Source organism: Peribacillus sp. P4_D6, from assembly GCF_056401795.1.
In genome coordinates, this window is the sequence record NZ_JBFUIQ010000031.1 from 1 (window position 1) to 24,219 (window position 24,219).

Genomic DNA, 24,219 nt, shown 5'->3' on the forward strand with positions numbered 1-24,219 from the left:
GCCCAGGTCATATCATTTCCGCGACGGTTCAATTCAGCGGCATCGGGATTCATTTTAGGCAAAGCTACCAAGGTAATTTCTTTACGAATTTTTTCCGCTTCAGGTGAGTTGGTCCCCAAAAACTTCAAGATATTCAAGATGGCATCCGTACCAGTTTTCTCATTCCCATGGATCTCACTTTGAATGAAAACGACTTTGTCGCCAGTTCCTACGGTTGCTTTATAGATTTCTCTATGTCTATTGGAATATCCAGCTACCTCCACTTTTACTTTACCTTGGCTATCACTCGCAATTTGTTCTAGCTTTTTCCCTAGTTCAGCATGATCTGTAAAACCTGAAACCGAATAAGTTTGTTGAATGGGTGTTCCCGGGGATGTTTCATTAGCTGCAAATGCTGGTGCCGCAATACTCGCCGATAAAACGGCAACTCCCAGAGTTGAAATAACCTTCCTGTTTTTCATATGACAACAATCACTCCCTAAAAATATTTTTCTATCTCATTATACAAAATGKAAAAGTAGAAATATGTTGGAATTTGATGTCGTATTATGGCTATTTTAAGATGCTGCCACTGGCTTGAGCTAAAAGTTGGGAGCTGCACTAAAATATAATCTTTTTATGTTAGTGCAAAAATGCATATTTTCCCACAACAACGATCGTTGTTGCCGGATGCCTTTAACCATATATATATTGGCTATGCATTTAGTCGAATTGATGATTTGTACTATAACATCACATTACGTTATAATAAAAGAAAAAATAAGAGAAAGGGGAAAACATGAAACTCAACACTCATAGTTCTACGCCATTATATATGCAATTGAAACAATCTATTATTGAAGATATAAACAAAGGGATTTACTCTCCTGGCGAAAGATTACCAACCGAAACAGAATTATGTGAGATATATGGAGTAAGTCGCATTACTGTTAGAAAAGCGGTTTTGGACTTGGTGGAAGAGGGTCTTCTAATACGCCAACAAGGAAAGGGAACATTTGTCCAATATCCTAAAGTAAAAAGGGAACTATTTGCTGTTAACGGTCATGCTGAATATATGTCAGAATTAGGGAAGATACCTCAAACTAAAATCCTTTCATTTGGGATCATACCCGCACCGGCTAATATTTCTAAATCCTTGGAGATTACTCCTGAAAGTGATGTTCTTGAATTACAACGGATCTTATACTATGATAATCAACCTCTCACCTTGGAAATTTCTCATTATTCCTTAAAGGTTCTGCCTAATTTAAATGAACATGTCCATAACTCCGTTTCCATGTATGACATCATAAAGCATAAATATAATATAACTCCTGTTCATAACACGAAACTTTTAAATATGGTATTGGCAAATGCAGATGAAGCAAAATTTTTAGAGTGCGAAGTGGGAGATCCCCTTTTCAAAGTGGAGAAAGTGGCATATGACGCAAAGAAGCAGCCCATCCATTCCTCCTTCTTATATTATCCTGCCAATCGCGTGACCTTTACGATTGATAGTTCCATGTCGCAAGAAAAAGGTAACGAATCCCCCTCCTAATCCGGGATCTCGTTACCTTTTTCCATCTATAAATCATGTTAAACCAGCATATGGTCAGGAATATATTCTTTACCATACCCAAAAGCTCCATAATCCTGGCAGGTTTGGGAGGCAGCTAAAGCTCCTTTTTGTAAAGCTTTATTTACATCTTGCCCTTGGACATACGATGAGAGAAAACCAGCAATAAATGAATCTCCCGCCCCCAATGTATCTACAACTTTGGTTTGGATAATAGCTTGTTCATATAATTGATTTTCAATTGATAAGAGTGCTCCCTTTTCCCCACGAGTAACACATACCACTTTTGAGCCGAACGAATGCACCTTTTGAATCAGTGCATGGCACTCTGCAGTGTTTAAATTACTTCCTGAAAAAAATGCATATGTCACATACGGACAAACTTTTTGTAAATAGTGTTCCTCTTGATTTGTCGAAAAATCAAAAGAAATGTCAATGAGTTGGCTTAATGATGGGAGGTTATGCTCTATATGGCTATAAACACTTGTATGAAGAAGGTCGTGTTGCCGAATATAATTCAAATCCTTGTCATTCAGTACAATCCCCAATCTGGATTGAATTCCCCCTCTATTGGAACCAATGAAAATTCGGTCCCCGTCCTTATCCAACGCGACGACGGCCATACCGTTCTCTCCTACCGCTTGTCTTACTCTACTAATCTCCATCTTTTCCTTTTGCAATACCTCCAACACATGGTCTGCCGCCCCATCATTTCCTACAATGCCAATATATGAAGATTGCTCATCATTTAAACGATTGTACATGACTGCCACGTTTAATGAATTGCCGCCGGGATATATCTTTCCTTGGTCTTTATAATAATCTACTACGTTATCCCCAATTCCAATTAGCTTCATGCCTGTTCCCCCTGTTATCATTTTACACTTCCACTAGCAATTCCACGGATAAAATACTTCTGCATGAATAAAAATAAAATGACGATAGGTGCCGCTGAAATCGTTAATCCAGAAAGCAACACTCCCCAATCGGTTTGCAATGCATCTCGGAATTGCATTAAACCGGCAGGTATCGTACGTAAACTATCATCATCTATAAAGATGATGGCGAACATGAATTCATTCCATGTATAGTAAGCTGTTAAAATTACCGTCGTTAATAAAATAGGTTTACTCATGGGTATGAAAATCCTAAAAAGGATTCCAAGGTTTGTGCACCCATCCAGCCGGGCAGCTTCTTCCAGTTCTTTCGGAATGGACAGGAAGTAGGCACGAATCAACAAGATGGTTAGCGGAATTCTGTATGCTACATAAGGTAAGATTAGCGCCCAATGGGTGTTATATATCCCAAGCTTCTGAATGATATTATACAAAGGGATCAGGCTTACTTGGGGAGATAGCATCAAACCGCCTAAGCATATGACCAAAATGAAAGCCTTTCCACGAAAATCGAAGCGAGATAATCCGTATGCACCTAACGCACTTACTAAAACCGTTAGCATACAAGTCATGCCAGTAACCATGACACTATTTAAAAAGTAGGAAGAAATCCCACTATTCCAAGCTGTAACATAATTTTCAAACAACCATGTATGAGGAAGTGACCAACTATGGTTAAAAATTTCCTCTGTGCTTTTGAAGGAACTGATGACCATCCATAATAAGGGATATGCAACAACAAGAAAGTAGGCGATCAAACCTGCATAAACAAGGGCTATTCTCATATTATAGGTTTTTCTTTTCCTTGCATACTCTAGATCTTCCACAACTAATTCCGGTACTCCGATCGTTGATTTAGGCATCTCCATTATTAGTCCTCCTTTCCCGTTTTAAATATTTTCATTTGAACAAGAGAAATAAGTAACGTAATAATTAAGATAACCGTTGCTATGGCAGAAGCATATCCCATCATATCTTTTGAAAAAGCCGTTTTATATAAATAGGTACTCAGGACTTCCGAAGAAGTTCCCGGTCCCCCTCCGGTTAAGATATATGGCTCATTAAACACTGTAAAGGCACCTGTCAATGTTAATATTACGGCGACGAATGTCATTTCCTTTGTTGCTGGAACCGTAATGTGAAAAAACGTTTTTATTTTATTCGCTCCATCCATTTCAGCTGCTTCATATAGTTCAGGTGAAATTTTTTGAATGGATACGATATATAGCATGGCTATATAACCAATTGATTGCCACTGTGAGACAGCAATGACTGCATAGATTGCCGTTTCACTATCACCCAACCATGGCAGTGCTAAATTATTCAATCCAATCATTTTAAGAAACTGATTTAACAACCCTACTTCCGGGTTGTAAAAAAATGAAAACAGCAATGCGATGACTGTCATTGAAACGACGACCGGCAAAAAATAGACTGTGCGAAATATAGGTGAAAATTTACGGATTAATTTATCTTCTAAAACGGCTGCAACAATTAACCCTCCAAAAACCTGGAAAACAATCGAAATGACAGCATAAAGAATATTATTTTTTAAAGCTTCATAAAATACGGGATCTTTAAATAAAGTAAAGTAGTTATCCATCCCTACAAATGCTTTATCTGGTGAAAATGTACTCCAATTATACATACTATCGCCAATATTCTGGAAAATGGGAATATAAACAAGCAATAAAAAAACTAAGGCTGGAAGAAGATATAGATAAGGTACAAATTTATCGGGTTTTATCATTAAAATATCACTCCCTTAATAAAACGGAAAAATGAATTCCCTTATTTCCCCGCTTCAAATCTAACGGTATCAGCAGCTTTTTGAACATCACGCATAATTTGTTTAGGTGTTTTATCTCCATTTAACATCATTTGTGTTCCGGTTAAATAGGCATCTGCAATACGCGCATCGATGCTCATGTCAAACCACGGGGCCATTTCTTCTGTGTTTAATATGCTTTGAACCGCTTCCAGCTGTTCCGGGGAAGAATTATTTTCATTCACCGTATCTTTAACTGCACTATACTTGCCCACATCAGTGACTAGTTTTTCTCCCATATGTTTAGTGGTTAGAAACTTTAAAAACTCCATCGCTTCTTTGGGATGCTTTGTCTTGGAAGAAACCATAAAGCCTTCAGGCGATCCCGTAAGATTTGTTTGATTACCCTTTCCTCCTTCTACCTCAGGGAAGTTAAACATTCCAAGTTCAAACTTAGTGGGTCCAAATAACTTGATCTCTGCCGTTTCTGCATAAAACATAGGTGCTTTACCATTTGAAAATTGCTGCCTTGCATATTCATGATCTATTGAATTAGTATTCTCATTAAAGTAAGGTAACAACTCTTGGAATTTCTTAAGCGCTTTTATGTAGTCGTCATCCTTGAATTTTCCGGTTTTTCGATTATAATCCATTGCCAGCACTTCCGGACTAACCAGACGTTGATTCAATGTGCCCACATAATGGGAAATTGTCCAAGTATCTTGACTGCCGAATTGAAGAGCTGTGTAGTTATTCTTTTTTAACACTTTTAATACATCGATAAAATCATTCCAGGTTTTAGGTGGGTGTATGTTCAATTTTTCGAAGACATCCTTGTTATAGAAAAACATTTTCCCATCCATTGTTACGGGGACACCATACACCTTATCATTAAATGTATATGGTTTGACTTGGGATGGAACGAGTTGAGAAGACCATGTCGGATCGTTTTTATAATAAGAAGTTAAATCCAAAGCTTTATTGCCTCGCACAAACTGACTGGCAAATTCATTACTCCAAGAGAAATAAATATCAGGTGGATTATTTGTACCTGTCATTACTTTAATTTTGTCTTTATACGAATCGTTTAGGACTGCTTCGGTTTTAATATGGATATCGGGGTTTTGTTTTTCAAATTCTTTTACAACTTCATTAAAGTAAGTTTTTTCCGGTTCCTTTGGCCACCTATGGAAAAATGTTAAGGTGGTTTTTCCAACTTCTGATTCTGAAGATGTTCTTTCACCAGAACATCCCCCAAGCATTAAAGATAAACTTAAAAATGATGCGAATATAAGTTTTGTTTTTCTCATGAATACCCTCCTTTTTATAAATGCTTTTATCATCAGGAAATTATACTATAATGTTATAAAACATTATAGTATAATTCGCAAATAAAATATACAGAATATTAAGTTTTCTCTAGCTATCAGTATTCTACTTTCCACATATAACGCCTTTTGCTTAAGGGATGATTACGCGCTTCCGCTAATTCATCTGCATATTGACGTAATACACGATTTAAGATAAGCGGTGCAATATATCCTTTTACTTCTTCATCAATACCATCAAGATCATACTGTTTTGCATCTAACACCGTTAGCTTTTTGCCATAACGCTGAGAAAAAGATAATGCTCTTTCTTCCAATGGTCTTGTTTCATCCAATCCCAATAGAATGATAAACGGTACATTTTCGTCAATAATTTCGAATGGTCCATGGAAGTACTCACCAGCATGAATGGCATGTGAGTGTATCCATTGCATTTCCATTAAGATACAAATGCTGAAAGAATAGGCTGTCCCATAGTTTGAACCACTTGCCATTGTATAGATAACAGGTTCTTTTGCATGAGATTGTGCGAATACCCTTGCATTGGAAGCTTCTTGCTCCAGGGCTTTTTCATACACTGGCTGTAAGTTCTCCAAACTTGATACCAGTTTTCCGAACTTTTCATTGTTTTCCGCCATATGAAGTACACCAAAAACTAATTGATATAAAACACTGAGGTTTGTATCGAAGGCGTTTACACCGTTCCCCCATTCATATTTAATATAAAGGTCCGCATTTTGGGCCAATGGTGATGCTGGTTCGTTCGTTAATGCCACTGTAAAGGCACCTTTACTTTTTGCAAACTTAGCCGCTTCAGCTGTTTCAGGAGTTGTTCCGGACATCGAGCATAAAATGACTAAAGATTCCTTCCCTAGATGTTGTGGATTGCGATGTATAAACTCATTTGAACTATACAGATCGGAGGTTATATTTTTAGCTTCACGATCCAGTATATACTTAGCTGAATACATAATGGCAGAAGATCCCCCGCATGCTACCAAATAAATATTGTTAATTTTCTTACCCTTTAATTGATCCAATACTGTTTTTACATTACTTTTTACATTCATAACCGATTTACTCATTTTCCCACTCCTTTAATATTTGATATACAACATTATGTAATGTTATATATTGTTATATTAAATCATCAGCTTTCTTTAGTCAATGGATTTGTCCGAATATTTTATTTACTCCATTTCCATGTCCCATCAAAATTTTCATGGTAAATTTTTTCCAGATGTAAGTAATGTCCACCTGAACAAGTGACGCCCCCTTACCTTCCCCTAATTTTCCCAACTGTTAATAATAACAATGGCATAATAAAACAAATCGTTAAGGATAATGGTGTCCAAGCTGTAGCCATAAAGTGTTGATAATGCACAAGATCGGGATGCGAAAAGATGGTAAACGTGAGAATTAGAAAAGCTAATGGGAATAGAAGTATTTTGTAATTTTGCAGTCCCATCAATTGTGCTAGTCCCAAGGCGAGTCCATAAAAGCATATGGTCAACTTAAAATACTCTGTAAAAACCCATATGAAGGCTACAATGACCTCGACCCTTTCAAAAAAATCACCAATGCTTATCCTCATTCCCAGTTTATACGAAGGGTAGGTTAATCTTGCTGTATTATCAGCACCCAAAACAAGGATACAGAAAATGATCACTAAGAATAGAACGCCGCCACCTAATATGGTCCCTAAATAAAAGCTTTTCTTCATTTCACCCTTTTCATGTACATATGGAGTGATCATTAAAAAGAAAACAAGCTGAACATAAGGCAGGGCTAAAGAGTGATATGATCCCCTCATTATCGGTTTCATGCCTTCTTCAAATACAGGTTGCATATTATCGATTTTGATGTCCGGGATAAGAAACACGAATAATATGAAAAGCAGCAGTACAAGCCAAGGGAAAAAGATTAATGCCGTTCGGCAGATGACTTCCAATCCTAGCCTTGCACCAAATAAGCTTGTTAATATAAACAAGATCATAATCATTTCCATAGGTGTCTCAACCAGAACCTCTGTTGAAAAAAAATTCCCAATTTCACTAAGTAACGCTGAAGAAAGGTAATATAAATATAATAGGAAAAGCAGTGCCGAGATCTTCCCGATCCATATCCCAAATATTTTTTCATTAACTTCTATATAATTCATGGATGGGTAAAGTAAGGCGAGCCGGGTAAATAACAGAACGAAACATAACCCGATGAGAGTAGCTATAATATAAGCAATCCAGCCATCCTGTTTTGCTAATGAAACTAGTACGGAAGGTAAAGTAAGTATCGCTCCTCCAATGGTGAATATGATGACCATTATAAGAAATTCACCAGAGCTGATTTTTCCTTTTTCAAGCATATTCCATTCCTCCCTAGGATAAAATGCGATCCATGAAATGAGCGAGTGGACTATATATTTTCGTTATCCAGTCGATAGGGGTGGGAATGGTAATATCCTTGATTATTAAAATACTCAATGTCATGCCAACTAACAGCAATAAAATAAAAATGACAATTTCCTTCCAGCATTTCTTTTTAATAAGAGGCGGTATTTCGAAAAATGAAATAATAGCTCCAGTACAAACTGTTCCAATAATTGCCCACATTGGTCTTTACTCCTCGATTTCTTTTTGAAAGGATTCTGATATCGTTCCTAAATTGCGAATCTTTGCTTCAACCGATACATTCACGTCCAAATTTGCGAATTCCTGATCCCAATTTCCTTTTAAACGCTTCCATTCTTTGGGATCGGTTCTATGAATTTCGTCACCAAAACCGAAGATGTCACTTCGATACTTCGTTTGAAGCGTTTTTATCGATCCTTCTATTTTATCCTTAATGTCTTTTGCGTATCTTTTATTCAATTCTTCGATTTTTTCAGGTTTGGTTAAATCGATAGTGCATTCAACTTCACCTATACTCCCTTCTGACGTTACATTTATATCAATTTTCGGATTTCCGTTTTTCACTTTCCCCTTGATTTTCGTTTTTGAACTAGTCGTGTTGACCGTAATTTGCTCACCTTCACATGGTATGTTTACCGCAGTGGACTTAACATGATCTGTAATGTAACTAACACCTTTACTGTCGTTCCTGTTTAACCAGCCGACAAGTTTATCCTTCTTGAATACTCCAAGATAATCCAATCGCAAACCGGATTTCGGGGAGATATTTTGTGCATTCGTAACCTTGCTTCCGGATTCGGGATCACCATAAACTAGAATCCCCGTTAGCATGGCCTGTCTGCCTTTGCTGACGATACTGCTGACCAGCTCATCCAAAGTGACCGTCCTTGTCGGCGCCCATCTTGTCTCTGAATTTTCCAAGGAGTCAAAAACTTTATTTGCCGGTATTTTTTCAAGGGCCGTTTGCACATTAAGCGTATCATAAGCAGTTGAACCCTTCGCAACGGTCATATAGAAATCGGAACGCAACTCCTTTTGCCGGGAAAGGACATCCAGAGGCTTTGCAATTCCTGCCCTGGCCATTTCCTCACCAAAGACAATTTCTCGAAGATGTGCGACATATAACCTCCTTGGTACATCAGTTGATAGGCTTCTTATTGCTTCAGCAATGGTTGCACCGCTTTTCCTGAAGGTTACAACTTCCGTGCGCCCGGACCTGGCATCACCTGCCAGCTCGCTCGAATTCAGAACTTGGACGGATACAAGATACCCATCTTCCGTTTTATCAATTCCCATGGCAGTAACGATGGCAAGTTCATTCAACTCAATGCTGCTCCAACAGCCGGATAAACAAATTATAGGTAACATTAAAAATACCTTTAGCATTTTTTTCTTCGTAAAACCCTCATAATCTCATCATTTTATCTAGGTGGTTTTGGAGAACTGACATCTCCTCTGTCTGTATCATTTTTACTGATCAATCTAGGCCGCTTTAATAATGACCAATGCGGCATACGAATGATGTTGTCTTTTTGATCTTGTAAAATGAATGGTGCATTTGGAGCTAAATATGGTAAACCAAAAGATCGTAAGCTATTTAAATGCAGGACCATCACGATCAGCCCCAAAATGATCCCGTATAGTCCAAATGTAGCGGCAAGGATCATAAACAAGAATCGAAGCATCCGAAAAGCGCTGGCCATACTATTGGCTGGGAACACAAAGCTGCAGATGGCTGTTAAGGACACGATGATAACCCATTGTTGCTGAAACGAACCCTGCTTCCACAGCAGCCTGTCCGATAACTAATGCACCAACGATGGAAATGGATGAACCGATTGCCCTAGGCATCCTCACACCTGCCTCACGCAAAATTTCAAACACTACCTCCATCAGCATCGCCTCCACAAAAGCAGGAAAAGGAACTCCCTCTCGTTGTGAAGCTAGACTTATGAGTAATGGAGTAGGAAGCATTTCTTGATGAAAAGTCGAGACAGCTACATAAAGTGACGGTGTTAGCAAAGCTAGGAAAAAGGATAAATACCGTAATACTCGAATTAATGTGGCAATATCTGCCCGTTGATAATAGTCTTCACTGGACTGGAAAAAATGCACCATCAGTGCTGGAACGATAAGGACAAACGGCGTTCCGTCAACCATTATCGCAATCCTTCCTTCTAAAATGGCAGCGGCTACAGCATCAGGACGCTCCGTATTATAAACAGTTGGAAATGGAGTGTATACTTCATCCTGGATAAGCTCTTCAATGTATCCACTCTCAAGAATCGCATCTATATTGATTCGATTTAACCGGCTTTGCAACTCTGAAACCGTTTTATCATTGGCAACACCTTTTAAATACATAATCGCAACGTCTGTTTGCGTTTTTTCTCCAATCTGCTTTGTTTCAAGCCATAAGTTAGGATCTTTTATTCTCCGTCTTATTAAAGCAGTATTTGTTCGCAGTGTTTCAGTAAACCCATCCTTTGGCCCTCTTACTACTGTTTGGGAGGAAGGTTCTTGAACTCCGCGATCGACCCAACCTCTTGAGCCGAGTGCCAATCCTTTTGGGGAGCCGTCCATCAATAAGATCGTGTCTCCCGATAAAACATGGTTAAAAAGCTTTTGAAAATCAGTTATTTCCACTATTCCCCCTACAGGAAGAGTATGTGATTTTATCATTTCAAAACAATCAGGGACCGCTACTTCCAAGTCAGAGTTCCGAATTTCAACCATCAAAGTGTCGAGGATTAAATCCTGGATGGAAGCTGAATCCGTTAATCCTTCTGTGTAAATGATGCCTAATTTAATTTCCCCATTTTTACCTGCTTGGAAAACCCTTATAACGATGTCTGAACTATTTCCTAACGTTTTCTTAATATGGTCTATATTATATTGAAGATCAGGGGATATAAGTTTTGTTTGATGATTCTTTGAGTCCTTACTTCTGTTTTGGGATGTAACTGAATTTTGGTTTTGATTTTTGGTTTTGCTGGAGTTTGGATTTTCGCTTTGATTCAGGTCCTCTAGTTGTTTTTTATTTTTCACCGATTGTTTATCTTCAATTAACTTCCTCAATGGGATAGGAACTCGAGATTTCATTGCTAACCCCCTCATAACCAAAAGCTTGTTAAAATTAGGTTTTCACCTTCGCTGCAATTATATCCATGTATGTAAAATAAATCGCTGTGCAAAAAACATTATATACATGATAATCTTTTATCAAAATTTCACTTTTTCCCTTAAATCCACGATTGTTATCAACCACTTCCCGCCATCTTTTCAAACTCGGAAAAAATTTGCCTTTCGGCAGAGTGCACAATCTAAATCAAATCCATTGGAAATTATGTATAAAAGCATTCTATGAGTAAATGCATAGATTGCCAATATTCGCATAATCCATTATTGGACTAAATTGACAGAAAAAGGGATGGTTTAGAGCAAAAAAAAACCCTGCAGATTTCCACAGAGTTTTTAAAAGCTTTCAACTAATTTTTGGATGGCAAGAATTAGGGAGTAAAGAGCTTTTTCCTTCAACTTGTTTTCATTCCAAGTATATTTCCAAACTCAACTTCATAATTGTTTTGTCCCCATTTCCCCAACACTCTTGAAGTCGCAACATTTCATTTCCGGTACATATGTACGATAAAAAGACTACGCCCAATAAGTCCTCTTCCCCATCCTAATATGGGTGACAAGGCGCCGATTTCAAGCTTCCAATGTAATATATTCAGCTCCTTGTTCTTTTGCCCAATTATGTATATAACTGAGCAGATTAAATCCAAGGCCACTAGGACGATGATTTACATCAGTAACCAAATCTTGTACATAAACATAGCGTTCATTATATGAATCTTCACGCCAGCTAATACCTGCTAATGCTACAATGCTTGTATCATGATATAAAGCAAATAACCGTTTACCCTCCTTACGCATATCATTTAATAAATCTAGATATTCCTTTAAAGTCAAATCTGTACGTAACTGACTCAATATAGGAAAAGCCTGTAAAAATTGATGTTCTACAGTTAACTCCACTATATTTTCCACTGGTATTTTCATACTAATTTCTCCTAACATTTTAATTTTAACCGCTTCGCCTTGCCCTTTATGAATCCGGATTAAGTTTCTGACATTTAAGCCTATCAAATATGCTTGATAACCTAGAGCTTAAATATTTTTCAATATGTCCAACAGTTCTTCTTCCTTTCTCTAAATATTAGATATACCAATAAATCATTTGCAAGAATTGTGCCATATCAAAGGAAATGTACACGTTCAGTGCAATTAATATCTTCCAGGAAAGTCAAGAAGGTCCCTATCAAGTACTATGAGGAATGACTGAAAAGTTAGGCCATAGTTAAAACAATATACGGTTCCTAAACCATTAAGGTTCGGGACTAAGGAATTAAATTACTTTCTCTTGGACGTAATTCTATGATTGTATAGTAGAGCTACATCAGTAAAAAGGCAGAAAATTCGCGACCGATTGATGTAACGGGGGTGGATTGTTGAAGATAGGCAATTGATGTCCGTGTGAATAACTTGAACAAGAATAGCCAAAAATAGGGAGTATTAAGAAGGAAGGAAGGAAGGAACAAACAAATAGGTGAAAAATAATGCCTGRTAGTTTCAAAATTTCATCACATCAATTGATGATTTTAATCCTCTTGTATTCGGTAGGAACGGTTATTTTACATACTCCTTCTCCTTTAGCTGGTTTTGCAAAGCAGGATGCGTGGCTTGCTGCATTATTTGGAACAGGAATCGCATTAATTTTTGTATGGTTTTACATCAGGGTTGGAAATTTATATCCTGATCTCGCTTTAGATCATATAAATGAAAAGGTTTTCGGTAAGTTAGTCGGAAAGATGATCAATCTCACATTTTTCTTCTGGTCTTTTTCAACTGCTGCCGAGACCACTTATTATGTGGGGAATTTTATTAAAACTTTTTGGATGCCGGATACTCCTCTTGTAGCTTTAAATATATTGTTAGCTGCCGTAGTGATCTTTACAGTCCGCCTTGGTTTTGAAACTTTTACACGCACGTTGGAAATATTCTTCATTCCCGTATTACTATTACTGATTATTTTTTTGGTTTCCATCATTCCTCAAGCAAACATTCAAAACATTCAGCCAGTATTTGAAGGAGGCACTAAACCCTTAATACGGGCGATACTTTTTTATGTTAGCGTGTTCACGCTTTCCCCTGTTATGTTTTTAATGATTTTCCCTTCAAAAGTAAATGAAAGAAAACAAGGGGGAAAAGCCTTTTATATTGGCACTTTGATCGGAGGAATCATATTAATTCTGGTTATCATGCTGGATATCTTGGTTCTTGGACCCGATAACACCGCAAGAAATATTGCTCCAAGTTACACGATGGCAAAAAAAATAAATGTAGGGAATTTCCTAATGCGGATCGAAGCAGTAATTGCCACTATTTGGATTTTCACAACCTATACGAGGACGGTTATGTATTTTTATGTTTCGGTTGTCGTATTTTCAAACATTTTCAATATAAAGGATTATCGGCCATTTACTACAGCTTTAGGGGTGATAATGGTTTTTTATTCATTGATTGTTTTTCCGACGGTCTCTTCATCCGGGGAATACAATAAAAATATATGGTTATTCCATGCAGCGGCTTTTGGTCTGGTCATGCCTTTATTATTGTTTATAACGGCTAAATTTAGAAACATATTTAAAAAGCACCATGGTAGCCAATAATATTGTGATCATATACTGAGTGAGTTGGAGAGTTTAAATGAACGTTATAAAAATACTCCAAATAGTCATTTTTTCCGGGTTCAATCTGGCTCGATTGGATGATCGTAATGAATATTTACGAATGAGGTGAGTATATTGAAACATAAAATAATCATTATTTTTAGTTTGGTATTTATAGCATTCATGACTGGGTTACTCATCTTTTACCTCAAAAAAGATGATTCTTCCCGATGGATGGTAGCTCTTGGCGGAATAGTGGTAAGTGCCTTGCCCATTTCATTACTATTTGTAAAAAATAATCCCTTTAACATTCCTATCATAATCGGCTATTATGTTTTTATTTTCTGTACGGCATTTTTAGGATCCATCGCAAATTTTTATATTGATTTTAAATGGTGGGACTCTGGACTTCACTTCTACAAAGGCATCTTCGTGGGTTTTGTGGGGATTGCCCTTTATAAACTTTACATCCCTCAAAAAGCGAGAAAAGACACTTCAAGGTGGGTCATTTTCCTTTTTGTTCTTTCACTTTCAGCTTGTGTCACTGTTTTTTGGGAAATATATGAATTTGTGGGAGATCTCACTTTTACTCATACCATGCAGCGAGGCGGTAACAAAGATACCATGTACGATATAATTTTCGGACTAACCGGCGGCCTGCTCATTTCCATTTATTCTAGTGTACAAAAATTAAAATTATGATGATTTGTTGAGGTAATCATATGAATCGTAAGCTAGTTATTTCATTAAGTTTAGTGTATGTATTTTTCATGGGAGCTTTATCTATTTATTACTATACAGCCGATGAAACTTTCAAATCACTGGTTTCGATAGGCGGTGTGGTATGTGGGGCAATTCCCCTTTCACTGGCCTTATTTACCAAGCTTCAATTCAATTTGCCAATTACCATTTCCTATTTGATTTTCTTATTCGGTTCACAATTTTTAGGATCTATTTTAGGTTGGTATGGACTGGGTTGGTGGGACACATTTTTGCATTTGTTAAGCGGTTCCCTTCTTGCTTTTACGGGAATTGCCTTATATGAACGATTGGTATACAGAAATGCGGGCAAAGAGATATCCCCTTGGTTCGTCTTTTTGTTCACCCTTTCTTTCTCGGCACTTGGAGGTGTCATATGGGAGATCTACGAATTTAGTTCTGATCAATTATTCGGAATGACACTGCAAGGCGGGGGAAATAAAGATACAATGATCGATTTAATCGCGGATACGATTGGAGGACTTATCATTGCAGTGTGGGCTGGAGTGCGGACAAAGATTAAGTTAAAAAAAATATAAAAAAGCATGCGAAACTATTTWAGGTTGATTGGAGYGGAAGTGCGAGACTCCTGCGGGAGCAGCGGGACAGGTGAGACCCCACAGGCGTTTACGCCGAGGAGGCTCACCGCCCGCCCCGCGGAAAGCGAGCATCTGGAGGGGAAATCAACCACAACTCACTACCTGGTATATTGCAACAAAGTATGGGAAAACAGCCATTTTAAAAAACGTTCCAGTTGATTTYAGGTRCCTGMTCCCTTTYCGCCGACTGTCTGTCAAGMCTTCTCTACGCAAGCGTCTCCGGGGTCTCGGCTAGCCAGTTATTCGGCAGGAGTGTCGCAAATTTCTTCAATCTAATGAGGTTTCTTTCTATTTAAATGAATAAAAAGTCATGGTGTATAACCAAGTCTGTTTTAAAATTATGGTATCATTTCCCTCAGAAAAATCGTGAAAGGGATTCGGATAAGACCATTCATCCCTATTTTGCGAATTAACTGAGACCACCATATTCCATTATAGGTCTTTTTATTTTAAAGGCTCTTTTCGTAAAGAGTTTTTAAAACGAAACTATTTAAGGTTGATTGGAGCGGAAGTGCGAGACTCCTGCGGGAACAGCGGGACAGGTGAGACCCCACAGGCGTTTACGCCGAGGAGGCTCACCGCACGCCCCGCGGAAAGCGAGCCTCTGGAGGGGAAATCAACCACAACTCACTACCTGGTAAATAGCAACAAAGTCTGTGAAAACAGCCTTAATAAATGATCACTTCTGGATTTTTTTTATCCATGCTCTAAACAAAAGAAATATTTAACCGAATTATTAGGTATGAGTTCATTGATGAAACCATGATATTTTTCCTAGCGGTTTAATGATTTATGGAATTTTGAAATGAAAAAGCAGAAGGGCGAGATGAAACCGTGGAAGCAAATAAAGGAATATTACTGGAAAGTGGAACGAATGAGCTTGAGATAGTGGAATTCGGTCTCGGAAAGAATAAATTCGGCATTAACGTAATTAAGGTGAAGGAAATCATCAATCCTGTCCCCATCACGCTTGTCCCTCATTCCCATCCAAATGTGGAGGGGATCATCGAGCTTCGCGGAGAAGTACTGCCGGTTGTGAATGTCGCGGATGCTTTAGGGTTTCCGCCATCTGAAACTCCTGAGCAGGATAAATTCATAGTGGCTGAATTCAATCAGCAAAAAGTGGTTTTCCATGTCCATACCGTAACACAGATCCACCGTATTTCCTGGTCCCAAATCGAAAAGCCTTCGGATATGTATCAGGGCCTTGAAAGTCAGATTATCGGAGTAATAAAATTAAATAGTGAAATGTTACTGTTACTCGATTTTGAAAAAATAGTGGTCGAAATCAATCCAGAATCAGGAATAAACATCCAACAGGTAAAAAAGCTTGGTATCCGGCAAAATTCTGACAAGAGGATCCTGATTGCTGAAGATTCACCATTACTGAGAAAGCTGCTGTTCGATACATTGTCAGAAGCAGGATTCAAGTACTTGGAGTTTTATGAGAATGGACTTGATGCATTTAATTATCTTGAGAATTTGATTGAATCAGGAAAAGTGGTTGAAGATGAAGTGCAACTGGTGATTACTGATATTGAGATGCCCCAGATGGATGGACATCATTTGACTAGAAGAATAAAGGAAAACGGAGAACTCGCTGGGCTGCCAGTGATTATTTTCTCTTCTTTGATTACTGACAGCCTGCGTCATAAAGGTCAGGTCGTAGGGGCTGACGCGCAAATCAGCAAGCCTGAAATTGCAGAGCTTATACAGTTGATAGACAGATTGGTATTATGAATGTGAAAAAGGGCCGATGAGGCGTTACCTCACGGCCCTTTTGATTTATCAATGATCAATACTTGGAACCTTTTCCTAAAAAGGAGGATGGGAATGGATTGTGAAAAGGTTGCTTGACCGACTTGCGCCCGTGAGCCCTTTTCTCGGTATTGGTTGTGTTCGGTTGTTTTTCACCTGCTTGTCCAACGTAAGATTGCAGGATCTGTTTGGCTTTTGATAATGACAACGCGGCTTTAGGGTTCCGTATGGAGGCTGCCCGGCTGCCGAGGTGGGGTAGTTTTTTCAAATCTTCCTTAGTGGGAGGTAAATGAAAAACATATGATCCGCATTCGACAATGACATCGGATTGTTGTGCTGCAAAGCGAGGGTTATCAGAGAAATGAAGTCCAATCTTCTTCGCTTTTCCTTCTTGCATAAGCTTGCTTAATGCGAGCCGTTTTAAATTATATAAATTCTTTGGCTCCAATGCAGTCTTTGCATGTTTATTGACAATAAACACGGCTTGGGCAAGGGAGTTTATCGAAAACTCATCCCTTTCAGAATGTCCTTTCGTTTGGTTCATTAGTGGAAACTCCTTTTCTTAATAAGGTTAGAAGGACGTTACATACAGACTTCCTTCAGGAAAAACCTGTTTTATATATTGGTTGAAATAGGGACGTATGTGCAACTAGGCAGAAAATAGTGAAAAAATTAAGCATGTACATCTCTAGGGTATGACCATCATTTCCCAACACTTTACCATCTATTCATTTTCATATTATACCACTTCAAAATATATAGGGAAGTAAAATTCAATCCGGCTCCCTTTTGGTCCAAGAAAAAGAAGGCGTTTATGTCGCCTTCTGTCCAACTCTTATTGAGTGTAGATATTGATATTTTCAGATACCCCAGCCTGTGCGCCGAATTGTTGTTGCTGGTAACCCTGAAAGCCTTGATAGGGAGGGTACGCTGGATAAGCAGGGTAAGGAGGGTAGGCGGGCGGGTATGGAGGAGGATATGGAGGATAGACAGGTGGACGGTTATTGAATAGCAACGGTCCAATTGCCAATCCTGCAACAAAAGCTACAGGAGCCAATAGCGGAAAGAAAGGAAAGAAGCGCTCGTCATTCCAATATTCAGGTCCATATTCATTCCCATATGCATTTCTGTAATCGTTCTGCAGCATTATGGTCTGTGGATAGTGGTAGTAAGGTAAATACTGTGTTTGCATAATTAGCCTCCTTTTCTCAAATTCTTTACATAGTATGGATTTTTTAAAGAAAAGAGCCTGTTTCATCTTAATCTGTTATAATGAAGCTACTTATGATAAAAATTTGGGGTGTCCTGGATGGAAAGGTTTAAAAACATTTTTGCAGTCGGTTTTGGAGGAGCGGCTGGAGCGATATTGCGTTATTGCGTAATCTTGTCTGCCGGCCATTCCTTCTTCCCGCTTGGAACCCTCTTAATAAATATAGTAGGCAGCTTTTTACTTGGAATGATAAATGGGTATTTCGCCTCAAAAAAGAAATCGTTTGTTTTTTTTGCCCTGGGCAGCGGGTTTTGCGGCGGTTTTACCACAATGTCCACATTTTCTCAGGAAGTGGTGAATCTCCTGCAGACTTCTTTGCCATTGGCGGGAATGTATCTTGGAGCCACGCTTTTATTTGGTTTGGCCGCTGGTTTCCTTGGACTGGGCCTGTTTGAAAAAAGGAGAGGTGAGACCCTTTGATTGAGGTCCTTTCAGTTTTTATAGGAGGCTTTTTTGGGGCAGCTTCTAGATATGTCTTGCAGATTATTTTTAATAGGCTATTGCCAGCCGTCTCAATACCCGTTAGCATTTTACTGATTAATCTTATAGGATCCTTTGGGCTGGGAATGGTGTTGCCACAGAAAGAAAGCTGGGCTTTATCTTTGCAGGTTTTTCTGACGATAGGTTTCCTTGGCGCTTTTACGACCTTTTCAACATTCAGTATGGAAACACTTGAACTTATAAGAAAACACCGTTATATAGATTGCCTTATCTATATAACGGTGTCTGTTTTAGGTTGTATCGGCACTTTCCTATGTGGCTATTTAAGTATGGTATAACCTTTATGGTAATTACCATGGGTACTGGTAAAAAAAACCTGGTTTTCTCAGATATACATCTAATGCTATAATTCATAGGAGTCGATTACAAATGATTCATGGCAACAAGTTGTTTTATCCGCACAGGTTTTGTTAATAAGTGTGGCGGTTTTCCCCTGTGTTCTTTTTCTATCATTTTTCGGCTTGGAATTCGTAAACAGTTAACTCCGGACGTGAAAGAAAACGATAGGGGAGACGGGTAGTGCCAAGGCCTCGATTAACATGTAACGTTAATGAATCGATTTCATATGTGCCTTCCCGGTACTTTTCAGCGTATGGGGGAGTTACCAGGGCACCGGCGAAGGGGATTTGCACTTGACCTCCATGACTGTGACCGCTTATTTGATACTGGATGTCGTAAGTCCTTGATATGTCGGCAAGGTCAGGGGCATGTGAAAGCATGATGGTGAACACTTCTTTCGGGATGCCGAAAAGGGCTTTTTCAAAATCCGGCTTTCCTAGCATGGCATCATCAACACCGGCAATGATTATTTCTTCAGCCGTTAATAAGGTTATCTTAGCTGAGGTATTTTGCAACATGGTAAAATGGGATTTTTCCATGATATCGCTGTAAATTTCTGAGCCATATCCCCCATGATCATGGTTACCGTAGATGCTGAATTTTCCAAGCGGCGCTTTGAGCTGATTCAAAACGAGAGGGATTTTTTGGTAAGCCTTGTATTTATTAGGCTGGTCCATTAAATCTCCAGTAAATAAAATAACATCAGGGTCCAGTTCGTTTATCTTATTGACAATTGCTTGTAAATCCTTAAGCTGAAATTGAAAGCCTAAATGCGTATCGCTGAATTGGACCATTTTCATGCCATGAAAACCTTTTGGGATAAGCGGATTGCTGATGATTTTATGCTTGGTTTCCAACCATTTCGGCTCCAAATTATGGGCATAAAAGTTTCCGCCAATACCTAAACCGGTTAAGGTAGCCAAAGTACCAAGGCTTTTCTTTAAGAATGTTCTTCTGGAAATGGGTTTATTCAAATTAATCAACCTATCTAATATAAAAATGTTACTTCCTCATACTAACAAACAATATACATAAATTGAAGAAAATATCTTCTATAAGCTTATGAAAAACATGTAAACTGGGGTTTGATGAAACCGTATCCGGTTTGAAATTGAACATCTATACGGAGGTAACATGATGACCGAACCAATGTTTATTACACTGATTATACTTCTATGCGCGATTGCGCTTTTTATACAAGGAAAATTTCGAGCAGATTTAATTGCACTTAGTGCGCTATCCATTCTTGGGTTACTGGGGATTCTTTCATTGGATGAACTAGTGGCCGGTTTTGCGAATCAAGTGGTCATCATGCTGGCTGGGCTATTCATAGTTGGTGCAGGCCTGTTAAATACAGGAATCGTGGAAAAGGCAGGAAACAAGTTGTTGGGTTTATGTGGGGGCAGTGAATGGAAATCGCTGCTTATCGTCATGCTGACAGCAGGAATATTAAGTGCTTTTTTAAGCGGAACTGGAATTGTTTCCATACTGCTGCCGCTCGTCATGAGCATGGCCTTACAACAAAAAACAAGTCCGACAAGGTATTTATTGCCCCTTGCCTATGCAAGCAGTATTGGAGGGCTATTAACACTTACGGGTACTCCCTCCAATATGATCGTCGCTGATGTATTACGGCAAAATGGAATAGGGAATTTATCATTTTTTGACTTTACACCTGTGGGCTTAGTCGCCTTTGCAGCAGGGTTATTCTTCATGTTGACACTCGGACGCCTGTTGCTTCCCGAGAAGACCATTGCAGCGAACAATAGTGTAAAGGGACTGTCGGCAGGGGAGCTTGCCGGCATGTACAAAGTATATGACCGATTGCATTATCTGCATATACCCGCTACTTCCGATATTGTTGGGGAAAGGCTGTCGGACCTCCAGCTTCCTATTCAGTATGAATTGACTTTAATTGAAATCCAGCGGAAGCCAAAGGATAAGCAACTGCCGCTGTTGCAAAGGCAGCAGACGATTTCTGCCAGGGCGGATGAGGTTCTTCACCCTGAAGATATCATTTTGGTGTTTGGAGAAGAAGAGGCAGTTGAGAGATTGGCACTTAACTATGAACTGGAATTTAAACATTTCAATACCGAACAAATAAAGAAACATTTTCTTAGCAGTAGATTTGGATTGACGGAAATATTGATCGTCCCGAATTCGGATTATGAAAATCAAACTTTGATAGATGTCCATTTTCGTGAGAAATACCAATGTAATGTACTGGCAATCAATCGGAATGGCGAATATATTCAAGCGGATGTCGGAACGGAACGCCTGAAACCGGGGGATGCAATCCTGATACATGGAGAATGGGAGAACATTGAAAGGATTTCCTCGGATTTGCAGGATGTCATCGTTATTGGGAGTACATCAGAAGATGGCTCTCCGGTGAATTCCAAGGGCAAAGCGTGGATTGCCTTGGGAATCACTGCTTTGATGGTCATTCTTTTATCGATGGAATCCGTCCCTGCTGTACTGTCGGTATTGACGGCTGCATTGTTGATGGTGGTTACTGGCTGTGTCCGGTCGATGGAGGATGCTTACCAAAAGATTAACTGGGAACCTGTGCTATTGATAGCTGCTATGTTCGGAATTACTGCTGCATTGGATAATACGGGTGGAGTGAGAATGATAAGTGATTGGCTTGCCGTTTTATTCAGTAATATCGGAGCACACGGCATTTTAGCGGTCTTTTACCTCCTGACACTGATTCTGAGCCAATTCATCCCGTATGGAGCCGCGACGGTTATCATGACGCCCATCGCCCTGACATCTGCGGTTAATCAAGGAATCGATCCACTTCCTGTGTTTCTATGCCTTGCCGTTGCTGGCAGTTTGGCGTTATCCACTCCAAGGGTTGCCACTACCAACGCGCTTGTCATGACGGCAGGTGATTACAAGCATAAAGATTTTATCATGATCGGGATATCCATACAGATTTTCATTGGCGTTATCATGGTGATCACGATACCATGGTTCTTCCCTTTTTGATCAGACTGAAGGCATTGTTCCATTTATGGACAATGCCTTCAGTTTCTTTAAATTAATCGCAGCGAAAGTAAGCATCGCAGCAATCGACAATTTTTTAAGTCCCCTTAAAGTATTCCATGCATACCATGCTTTTCTTTTGCATCTGCGGATACAAGCTCAATCGTTTCTTTACGTTAGCATATATAGGTTTTATATCTTGATGATGACACAGATATGCATCCTGTCATATCTAGTTTTATTAATTCTATTTAAAACCATGAAGACTTTAGGCAAAGGGTTCTATCTAAAAGTTAAAGAAAGTTGATTGGAGCGGGTGTTCGAGACTCCTGCGTGAAAAGCGAGGCCAGGGGAGACCCCGCAGGCGCAAAGACGCCGAGGAGGCTCCCGGACCGCCTGCGGAAAGCGAGTGCCTGGAGAGGAAATCAGCGTTCATTTACAAACCATAAAAAATGGTAGGCATTGTTCCGGACAATGCCTTTTCAATGTATTTCTTTTCAAAACGATAGGATGAATGGGGAATTATAGTGTATTGAAAAAAGAGTTATGCAGTAGGAATTAAAATTATTTATTATCAATGCAAGAAACTAATGGTATAATTTTGGCATATTGGTGTTTTCGTAATTAGGGGGAAGATGCATCATGGATACAGAAAAGATATTAAAGAATTTAGACAGGGTGACACCATTCTTTCAACCGATTTTCAGTGCAGATCAACATCAGGTAATCGGGTATGAAATTCTAGGGCGCTATGAGGAACAATCTGAATATAAAAGCCTTGGCCCATTTTTTCACGATTCTGCAGTGCCGGAAGAGTATAGGGTGGAAGTGGATAATTACGTACTTGAAATTGCCTTGGAGAGAATAAAGGACTATGGTGAAGATTTTCTTATCTTTATCAACAGAGATCCTAATTTGCTTATGCTGGATCATGGCGAAGAATTCATGGAGATTTTACACCGTCATTTTCAACCGGAGGAAATGCACCGGATCGTTTTGGAATTATCAGACACGATCAGTCCGGAAAACATAGATCCTCTGCAGCATGTGCTTGCTTACTTTAAAACATATGGGATTAAGATAGCTTTAGATCATTTAGGACAAGATACGCAACTGGACCGAATCGCACAGATTTCTCCGAATATTTTAAAAGTTAACCTGGACCAGCTTCGCATCTCAGGTGGGGATGCCTATCAGGTCATCCTGTTTTCTTTAAGCATGCTAGCACGTAAAATCGGCGCCAACTTACTATTTGAGAACATTGAGTCTGAATACCAGCTTCGCTTTGCATGGAAGAATGGGGGACGATATTATCAAGGGTATTTCTTGGCGAAACCGGAAGGCGAATTCATTAATAAAGATTTACTTCGTGAAAAATTCCATCAAGAATGCCAGTCCTTCATTTCTTTAGAGACCAAGAAGCTTGAAGCCGTTTATCAAAAGACTTTGCAATTCAACGAGAATATGCATAACTTCTTAAAACAGCACAAGCGGGCCGGCTCCCATGAAGAGTTTCTCGGAGTTTTGGCGAAAAAATTGGATTCAATATGTTTTCGTCTATATATATGTGATGAAGCGGGGTATCAAAAATCCCCCAATATCCTCCATAAGGACGGACAATGGATGGTCCAACCGAGTTATATGAATAAAAATTGGAGCTGGAGACCTTATTTCCTCGAAAATATTGTAAAGATGCGTAACGAGAAAAAAGGAAGGTTATCCGATTTATACAGTGATATTGAAACGGGGGAAACCATTCGGACCTTTTCCTATCCACTGAATAATAAGGAATATATTTTCTGTGATCTTTCTTATAGTTATTTATATGAAAATGAAGCACTATTATAAAAAACGATTCATGAATATAATCGCTTTAAATGTGTAACGATAAGCAGAAATGATGCGCTTGGAGGAGACATATTTTGAGCACGTACATCTGGATTCTAATCATTATCGTTACAGTCATGGCGTTATATCTGCTCTTTTATACTTATTCTGTAGCAAGGGCACAGAAAGTGAAAGCCGGTTATGATTCGACTATCGATGATTCAGTTAAGGAACATCCTTATTTAAAGAACCCGATATTCGTTTCTCTTTTTATTGGGACGATTTTGGTTGCCGGTTTTATTTTTTACTATGCTTTTCGATAGATGTAAGAAGAAGATTTCAATATCATGAAATCTTCTTTTTTATTGTGAAAAATGGGGCGATGGTTTCAAGGTCTAACGGAGAATGTGATTTTGTAGTTTGGCTTTGATCTGGACGGGTATTGAAAGACATAGGCAAAAAATCCGAATCATTAGGAGAAATTCTAT

The 24,219-nt window shown here is 38.9% G+C and carries 23 protein-coding genes and 2 pseudogenes; 10 read left to right on the plus strand and 15 right to left on the minus strand.

Annotated features, from left to right (window positions below):
• Positions 1 to 461: M14 family zinc carboxypeptidase (locus tag AC1DVB_RS12040; protein WP_477589407.1), on the minus strand; the 461-nt coding region annotated here is incomplete at its 3' end.
• Positions 462 to 778: 317 nt separating this feature from the next.
• Between AC1DVB_RS12040 and AC1DVB_RS12045 the strand changes: the two genes are divergently transcribed.
• The gene (locus AC1DVB_RS12045; RefSeq protein ID WP_057277864.1) at positions 779 to 1,537 is read left to right on the plus strand and encodes a GntR family transcriptional regulator; all 759 of its coding nucleotides are present in this window, start codon (positions 779 to 781) and stop codon (positions 1,535 to 1,537) included.
• Between the two features lie 38 nt (positions 1,538 to 1,575).
• Here the strand turns inward: AC1DVB_RS12045 and AC1DVB_RS12050 are convergent, their stop codons facing one another.
• From AC1DVB_RS12050 to AC1DVB_RS12095, 10 genes and pseudogenes are all read right to left on the minus strand, one after another.
• Complete coding sequence (locus AC1DVB_RS12050) at positions 1,576 to 2,412, minus strand: PfkB family carbohydrate kinase (protein WP_057277863.1); 837 nt, start codon at positions 2,410 to 2,412, stop codon at positions 1,576 to 1,578.
• 17 nt (positions 2,413 to 2,429) lie between these two features.
• Entirely contained in the window at positions 2,430 to 3,236 is an 807-nt protein-coding gene (locus tag AC1DVB_RS12055) for a carbohydrate ABC transporter permease (protein WP_226990416.1), read from the minus strand.
• A gap of 86 nt (positions 3,237 to 3,322) precedes the next feature.
• A complete protein-coding gene (locus AC1DVB_RS12060) occupies positions 3,323 to 4,201 on the minus strand; it encodes a carbohydrate ABC transporter permease (protein ID WP_034307788.1) in 879 nt (292 codons plus the stop codon).
• A gap of 41 nt (positions 4,202 to 4,242) precedes the next feature.
• Positions 4,243 to 5,529, minus strand: coding sequence for an ABC transporter substrate-binding protein (locus tag AC1DVB_RS12065; protein ID WP_477589410.1), 1,287 nt, complete (start codon positions 5,527 to 5,529; stop codon positions 4,243 to 4,245).
• 116 nt (positions 5,530 to 5,645) lie between these two features.
• Positions 5,646 to 6,632: an SIS domain-containing protein gene (locus AC1DVB_RS12070; RefSeq protein ID WP_057277860.1), complete on the minus strand. Its 987-nt coding sequence runs from the start codon at positions 6,630 to 6,632 to the stop codon at positions 5,646 to 5,648.
• A gap of 191 nt (positions 6,633 to 6,823) precedes the next feature.
• Positions 6,824 to 7,909, minus strand: a complete 1,086-nt coding sequence (locus tag AC1DVB_RS12075; protein WP_057277859.1) for a GerAB/ArcD/ProY family transporter — start codon at positions 7,907 to 7,909, stop codon at positions 6,824 to 6,826.
• Positions 7,910 to 7,922: 13 nt separating this feature from the next.
• On the minus strand, positions 7,923 to 8,156 hold the full coding sequence (locus AC1DVB_RS12080) for a hypothetical protein (RefSeq protein WP_053535516.1): 234 nt from the start codon (positions 8,154 to 8,156) through the stop codon (positions 7,923 to 7,925).
• Between the two features lie 6 nt (positions 8,157 to 8,162).
• Positions 8,163 to 9,341, minus strand: coding sequence for a Ger(x)C family spore germination protein (locus AC1DVB_RS12085; protein ID WP_454861451.1), 1,179 nt, complete (start codon positions 9,339 to 9,341; stop codon positions 8,163 to 8,165).
• 35 nt (positions 9,342 to 9,376) lie between these two features.
• A pseudogene (locus tag AC1DVB_RS12090) lies at positions 9,377 to 11,057 on the minus strand (spore germination protein).
• A 606-nt stretch (positions 11,058 to 11,663) separates the two neighbouring features.
• A complete protein-coding gene (locus AC1DVB_RS12095) occupies positions 11,664 to 12,017 on the minus strand; it encodes a GNAT family N-acetyltransferase (protein ID WP_283928785.1) in 354 nt (117 codons plus the stop codon).
• Between the two features lie 557 nt (positions 12,018 to 12,574).
• On the opposite strand from AC1DVB_RS12095, the gene AC1DVB_RS12100 reads away from it, so the two are divergent.
• The 4 genes from AC1DVB_RS12100 to AC1DVB_RS12115 all read left to right on the plus strand — a co-directional run bounded on the left by AC1DVB_RS12100 (position 12,575) and on the right by AC1DVB_RS12115 (position 16,785).
• A complete protein-coding gene (locus AC1DVB_RS12100) occupies positions 12,575 to 13,687 on the plus strand; it encodes a GerAB/ArcD/ProY family transporter (RefSeq protein ID WP_477589414.1) in 1,113 nt (370 codons plus the stop codon).
• A gap of 126 nt (positions 13,688 to 13,813) precedes the next feature.
• On the plus strand, positions 13,814 to 14,389 hold the full coding sequence (locus AC1DVB_RS12105; protein ID WP_239858409.1) for a DUF2238 domain-containing protein: 576 nt from the start codon (positions 13,814 to 13,816) through the stop codon (positions 14,387 to 14,389).
• Positions 14,390 to 14,409: 20 nt separating this feature from the next.
• The gene (locus tag AC1DVB_RS12110; RefSeq protein ID WP_239858410.1) at positions 14,410 to 14,985 is read left to right on the plus strand and encodes a DUF2238 domain-containing protein; all 576 of its coding nucleotides are present in this window, start codon (positions 14,410 to 14,412) and stop codon (positions 14,983 to 14,985) included.
• 894 nt (positions 14,986 to 15,879) lie between these two features.
• Positions 15,880 to 16,785, plus strand: coding sequence for a chemotaxis protein (locus AC1DVB_RS12115; protein WP_063576953.1), 906 nt, complete (start codon positions 15,880 to 15,882; stop codon positions 16,783 to 16,785).
• A gap of 55 nt (positions 16,786 to 16,840) precedes the next feature.
• Here AC1DVB_RS12115 and AC1DVB_RS12120 read toward each other — a convergent pair whose 3' ends face one another.
• Positions 16,841 to 17,347, minus strand: a complete 507-nt coding sequence (locus AC1DVB_RS12120; protein WP_052137475.1) for a YkyB family protein — start codon at positions 17,345 to 17,347, stop codon at positions 16,841 to 16,843.
• Between the two features lie 291 nt (positions 17,348 to 17,638).
• Positions 17,639 to 17,950, minus strand: coding sequence for a hypothetical protein (locus tag AC1DVB_RS12125; protein WP_370028936.1), 312 nt, complete (start codon positions 17,948 to 17,950; stop codon positions 17,639 to 17,641).
• 162 nt (positions 17,951 to 18,112) lie between these two features.
• On the opposite strand from AC1DVB_RS12125, the gene AC1DVB_RS12130 reads away from it, so the two are divergent.
• Positions 18,113 to 18,493 (plus strand): fluoride efflux transporter FluC, encoded by a 381-nt coding sequence (locus AC1DVB_RS12130; protein WP_057279012.1) that lies wholly within the window; start codon positions 18,113 to 18,115, stop codon positions 18,491 to 18,493.
• Positions 18,490 to 18,852 carry a fluoride efflux transporter CrcB gene (crcB, locus tag AC1DVB_RS12135; RefSeq protein WP_053534280.1) on the plus strand — a complete coding sequence of 121 codons (363 nt, stop codon included), beginning with the start codon at positions 18,490 to 18,492 and terminating at the stop codon, positions 18,850 to 18,852. Before AC1DVB_RS12130 ends, crcB begins: the two co-directional genes overlap by 4 nt.
• Positions 18,853 to 19,023: 171 nt before the next feature.
• On the opposite strand, the gene AC1DVB_RS12140 is transcribed toward crcB, so the two are convergent.
• Positions 19,024 to 19,887 (minus strand): metallophosphoesterase, encoded by an 864-nt coding sequence (locus AC1DVB_RS12140; RefSeq protein WP_454862148.1) that lies wholly within the window; start codon positions 19,885 to 19,887, stop codon positions 19,024 to 19,026.
• Positions 19,888 to 20,050: 163 nt separating this feature from the next.
• On the opposite strand from AC1DVB_RS12140, the gene AC1DVB_RS12145 reads away from it, so the two are divergent.
• The gene (locus AC1DVB_RS12145; protein WP_063576951.1) at positions 20,051 to 21,907 is read left to right on the plus strand and encodes an SLC13 family permease; all 1,857 of its coding nucleotides are present in this window, start codon (positions 20,051 to 20,053) and stop codon (positions 21,905 to 21,907) included.
• Here AC1DVB_RS12145 and AC1DVB_RS12150 read toward each other — a convergent pair.
• A pseudogene (locus tag AC1DVB_RS12150) lies at positions 21,908 to 22,080 on the minus strand (transposase); the annotation flags it as partial.
• A gap of 466 nt (positions 22,081 to 22,546) precedes the next feature.
• Here AC1DVB_RS12150 and AC1DVB_RS12155 point away from each other — a divergent pair.
• On the plus strand, positions 22,547 to 23,752 hold the full coding sequence (locus AC1DVB_RS12155) for an EAL domain-containing protein (RefSeq protein ID WP_057279015.1): 1,206 nt from the start codon (positions 22,547 to 22,549) through the stop codon (positions 23,750 to 23,752).
• A 74-nt stretch (positions 23,753 to 23,826) separates the two neighbouring features.
• The gene (locus AC1DVB_RS12160) at positions 23,827 to 24,054 is read left to right on the plus strand and encodes a hypothetical protein (protein WP_057279016.1); all 228 of its coding nucleotides are present in this window, start codon (positions 23,827 to 23,829) and stop codon (positions 24,052 to 24,054) included.
• Positions 24,055 to 24,219 lie beyond the last annotated feature (165 nt).

Coding starts and splice junctions, on each gene's coding strand:
- AC1DVB_RS12145 (WP_063576951.1), top strand. CDS start 20,051: ATGACCGAACCAATGTTTATTACACTGATTATACTTCTATGCGCGATT.
- AC1DVB_RS12055 (WP_226990416.1), bottom strand. CDS start 3,236: ATGAGAATAGCCCTTGTTTATGCAGGTTTGATCGCCTACTTTCTTGTT.
- AC1DVB_RS12120 (WP_052137475.1), bottom strand. CDS start 17,347: ATGAACCAAACGAAAGGACATTCTGAAAGGGATGAGTTTTCGATAAAC.
- AC1DVB_RS12070 (WP_057277860.1), bottom strand. CDS start 6,632: ATGAGTAAATCGGTTATGAATGTAAAAAGTAATGTAAAAACAGTATTG.
- AC1DVB_RS12155 (WP_057279015.1), top strand. CDS start 22,547: ATGGATACAGAAAAGATATTAAAGAATTTAGACAGGGTGACACCATTC.
- AC1DVB_RS12075 (WP_057277859.1), bottom strand. CDS start 7,909: ATGCTTGAAAAAGGAAAAATCAGCTCTGGTGAATTTCTTATAATGGTC.
- AC1DVB_RS12060 (WP_034307788.1), bottom strand. CDS start 4,201: ATGATAAAACCCGATAAATTTGTACCTTATCTATATCTTCTTCCAGCC.
- AC1DVB_RS12045 (WP_057277864.1), top strand. CDS start 779: ATGAAACTCAACACTCATAGTTCTACGCCATTATATATGCAATTGAAA.
- AC1DVB_RS12110 (WP_239858410.1), top strand. CDS start 14,410: ATGAATCGTAAGCTAGTTATTTCATTAAGTTTAGTGTATGTATTTTTC.
- AC1DVB_RS12050 (WP_057277863.1), bottom strand. CDS start 2,412: ATGAAGCTAATTGGAATTGGGGATAACGTAGTAGATTATTATAAAGAC.
- AC1DVB_RS12065 (WP_477589410.1), bottom strand. CDS start 5,529: ATGAGAAAAACAAAACTTATATTCGCATCATTTTTAAGTTTATCTTTA.
- AC1DVB_RS12130 (WP_057279012.1), top strand. CDS start 18,113: ATGGAAAGGTTTAAAAACATTTTTGCAGTCGGTTTTGGAGGAGCGGCT.
- AC1DVB_RS12095 (WP_283928785.1), bottom strand. CDS start 12,017: ATGAAAATACCAGTGGAAAATATAGTGGAGTTAACTGTAGAACATCAA.
- AC1DVB_RS12125 (WP_370028936.1), bottom strand. CDS start 17,950: ATGCTGCAGAACGATTACAGAAATGCATATGGGAATGAATATGGACCT.
- AC1DVB_RS12080 (WP_053535516.1), bottom strand. CDS start 8,156: ATGTGGGCAATTATTGGAACAGTTTGTACTGGAGCTATTATTTCATTT.
- AC1DVB_RS12085 (WP_454861451.1), bottom strand. CDS start 9,341: ATGCTAAAGGTATTTTTAATGTTACCTATAATTTGTTTATCCGGCTGT.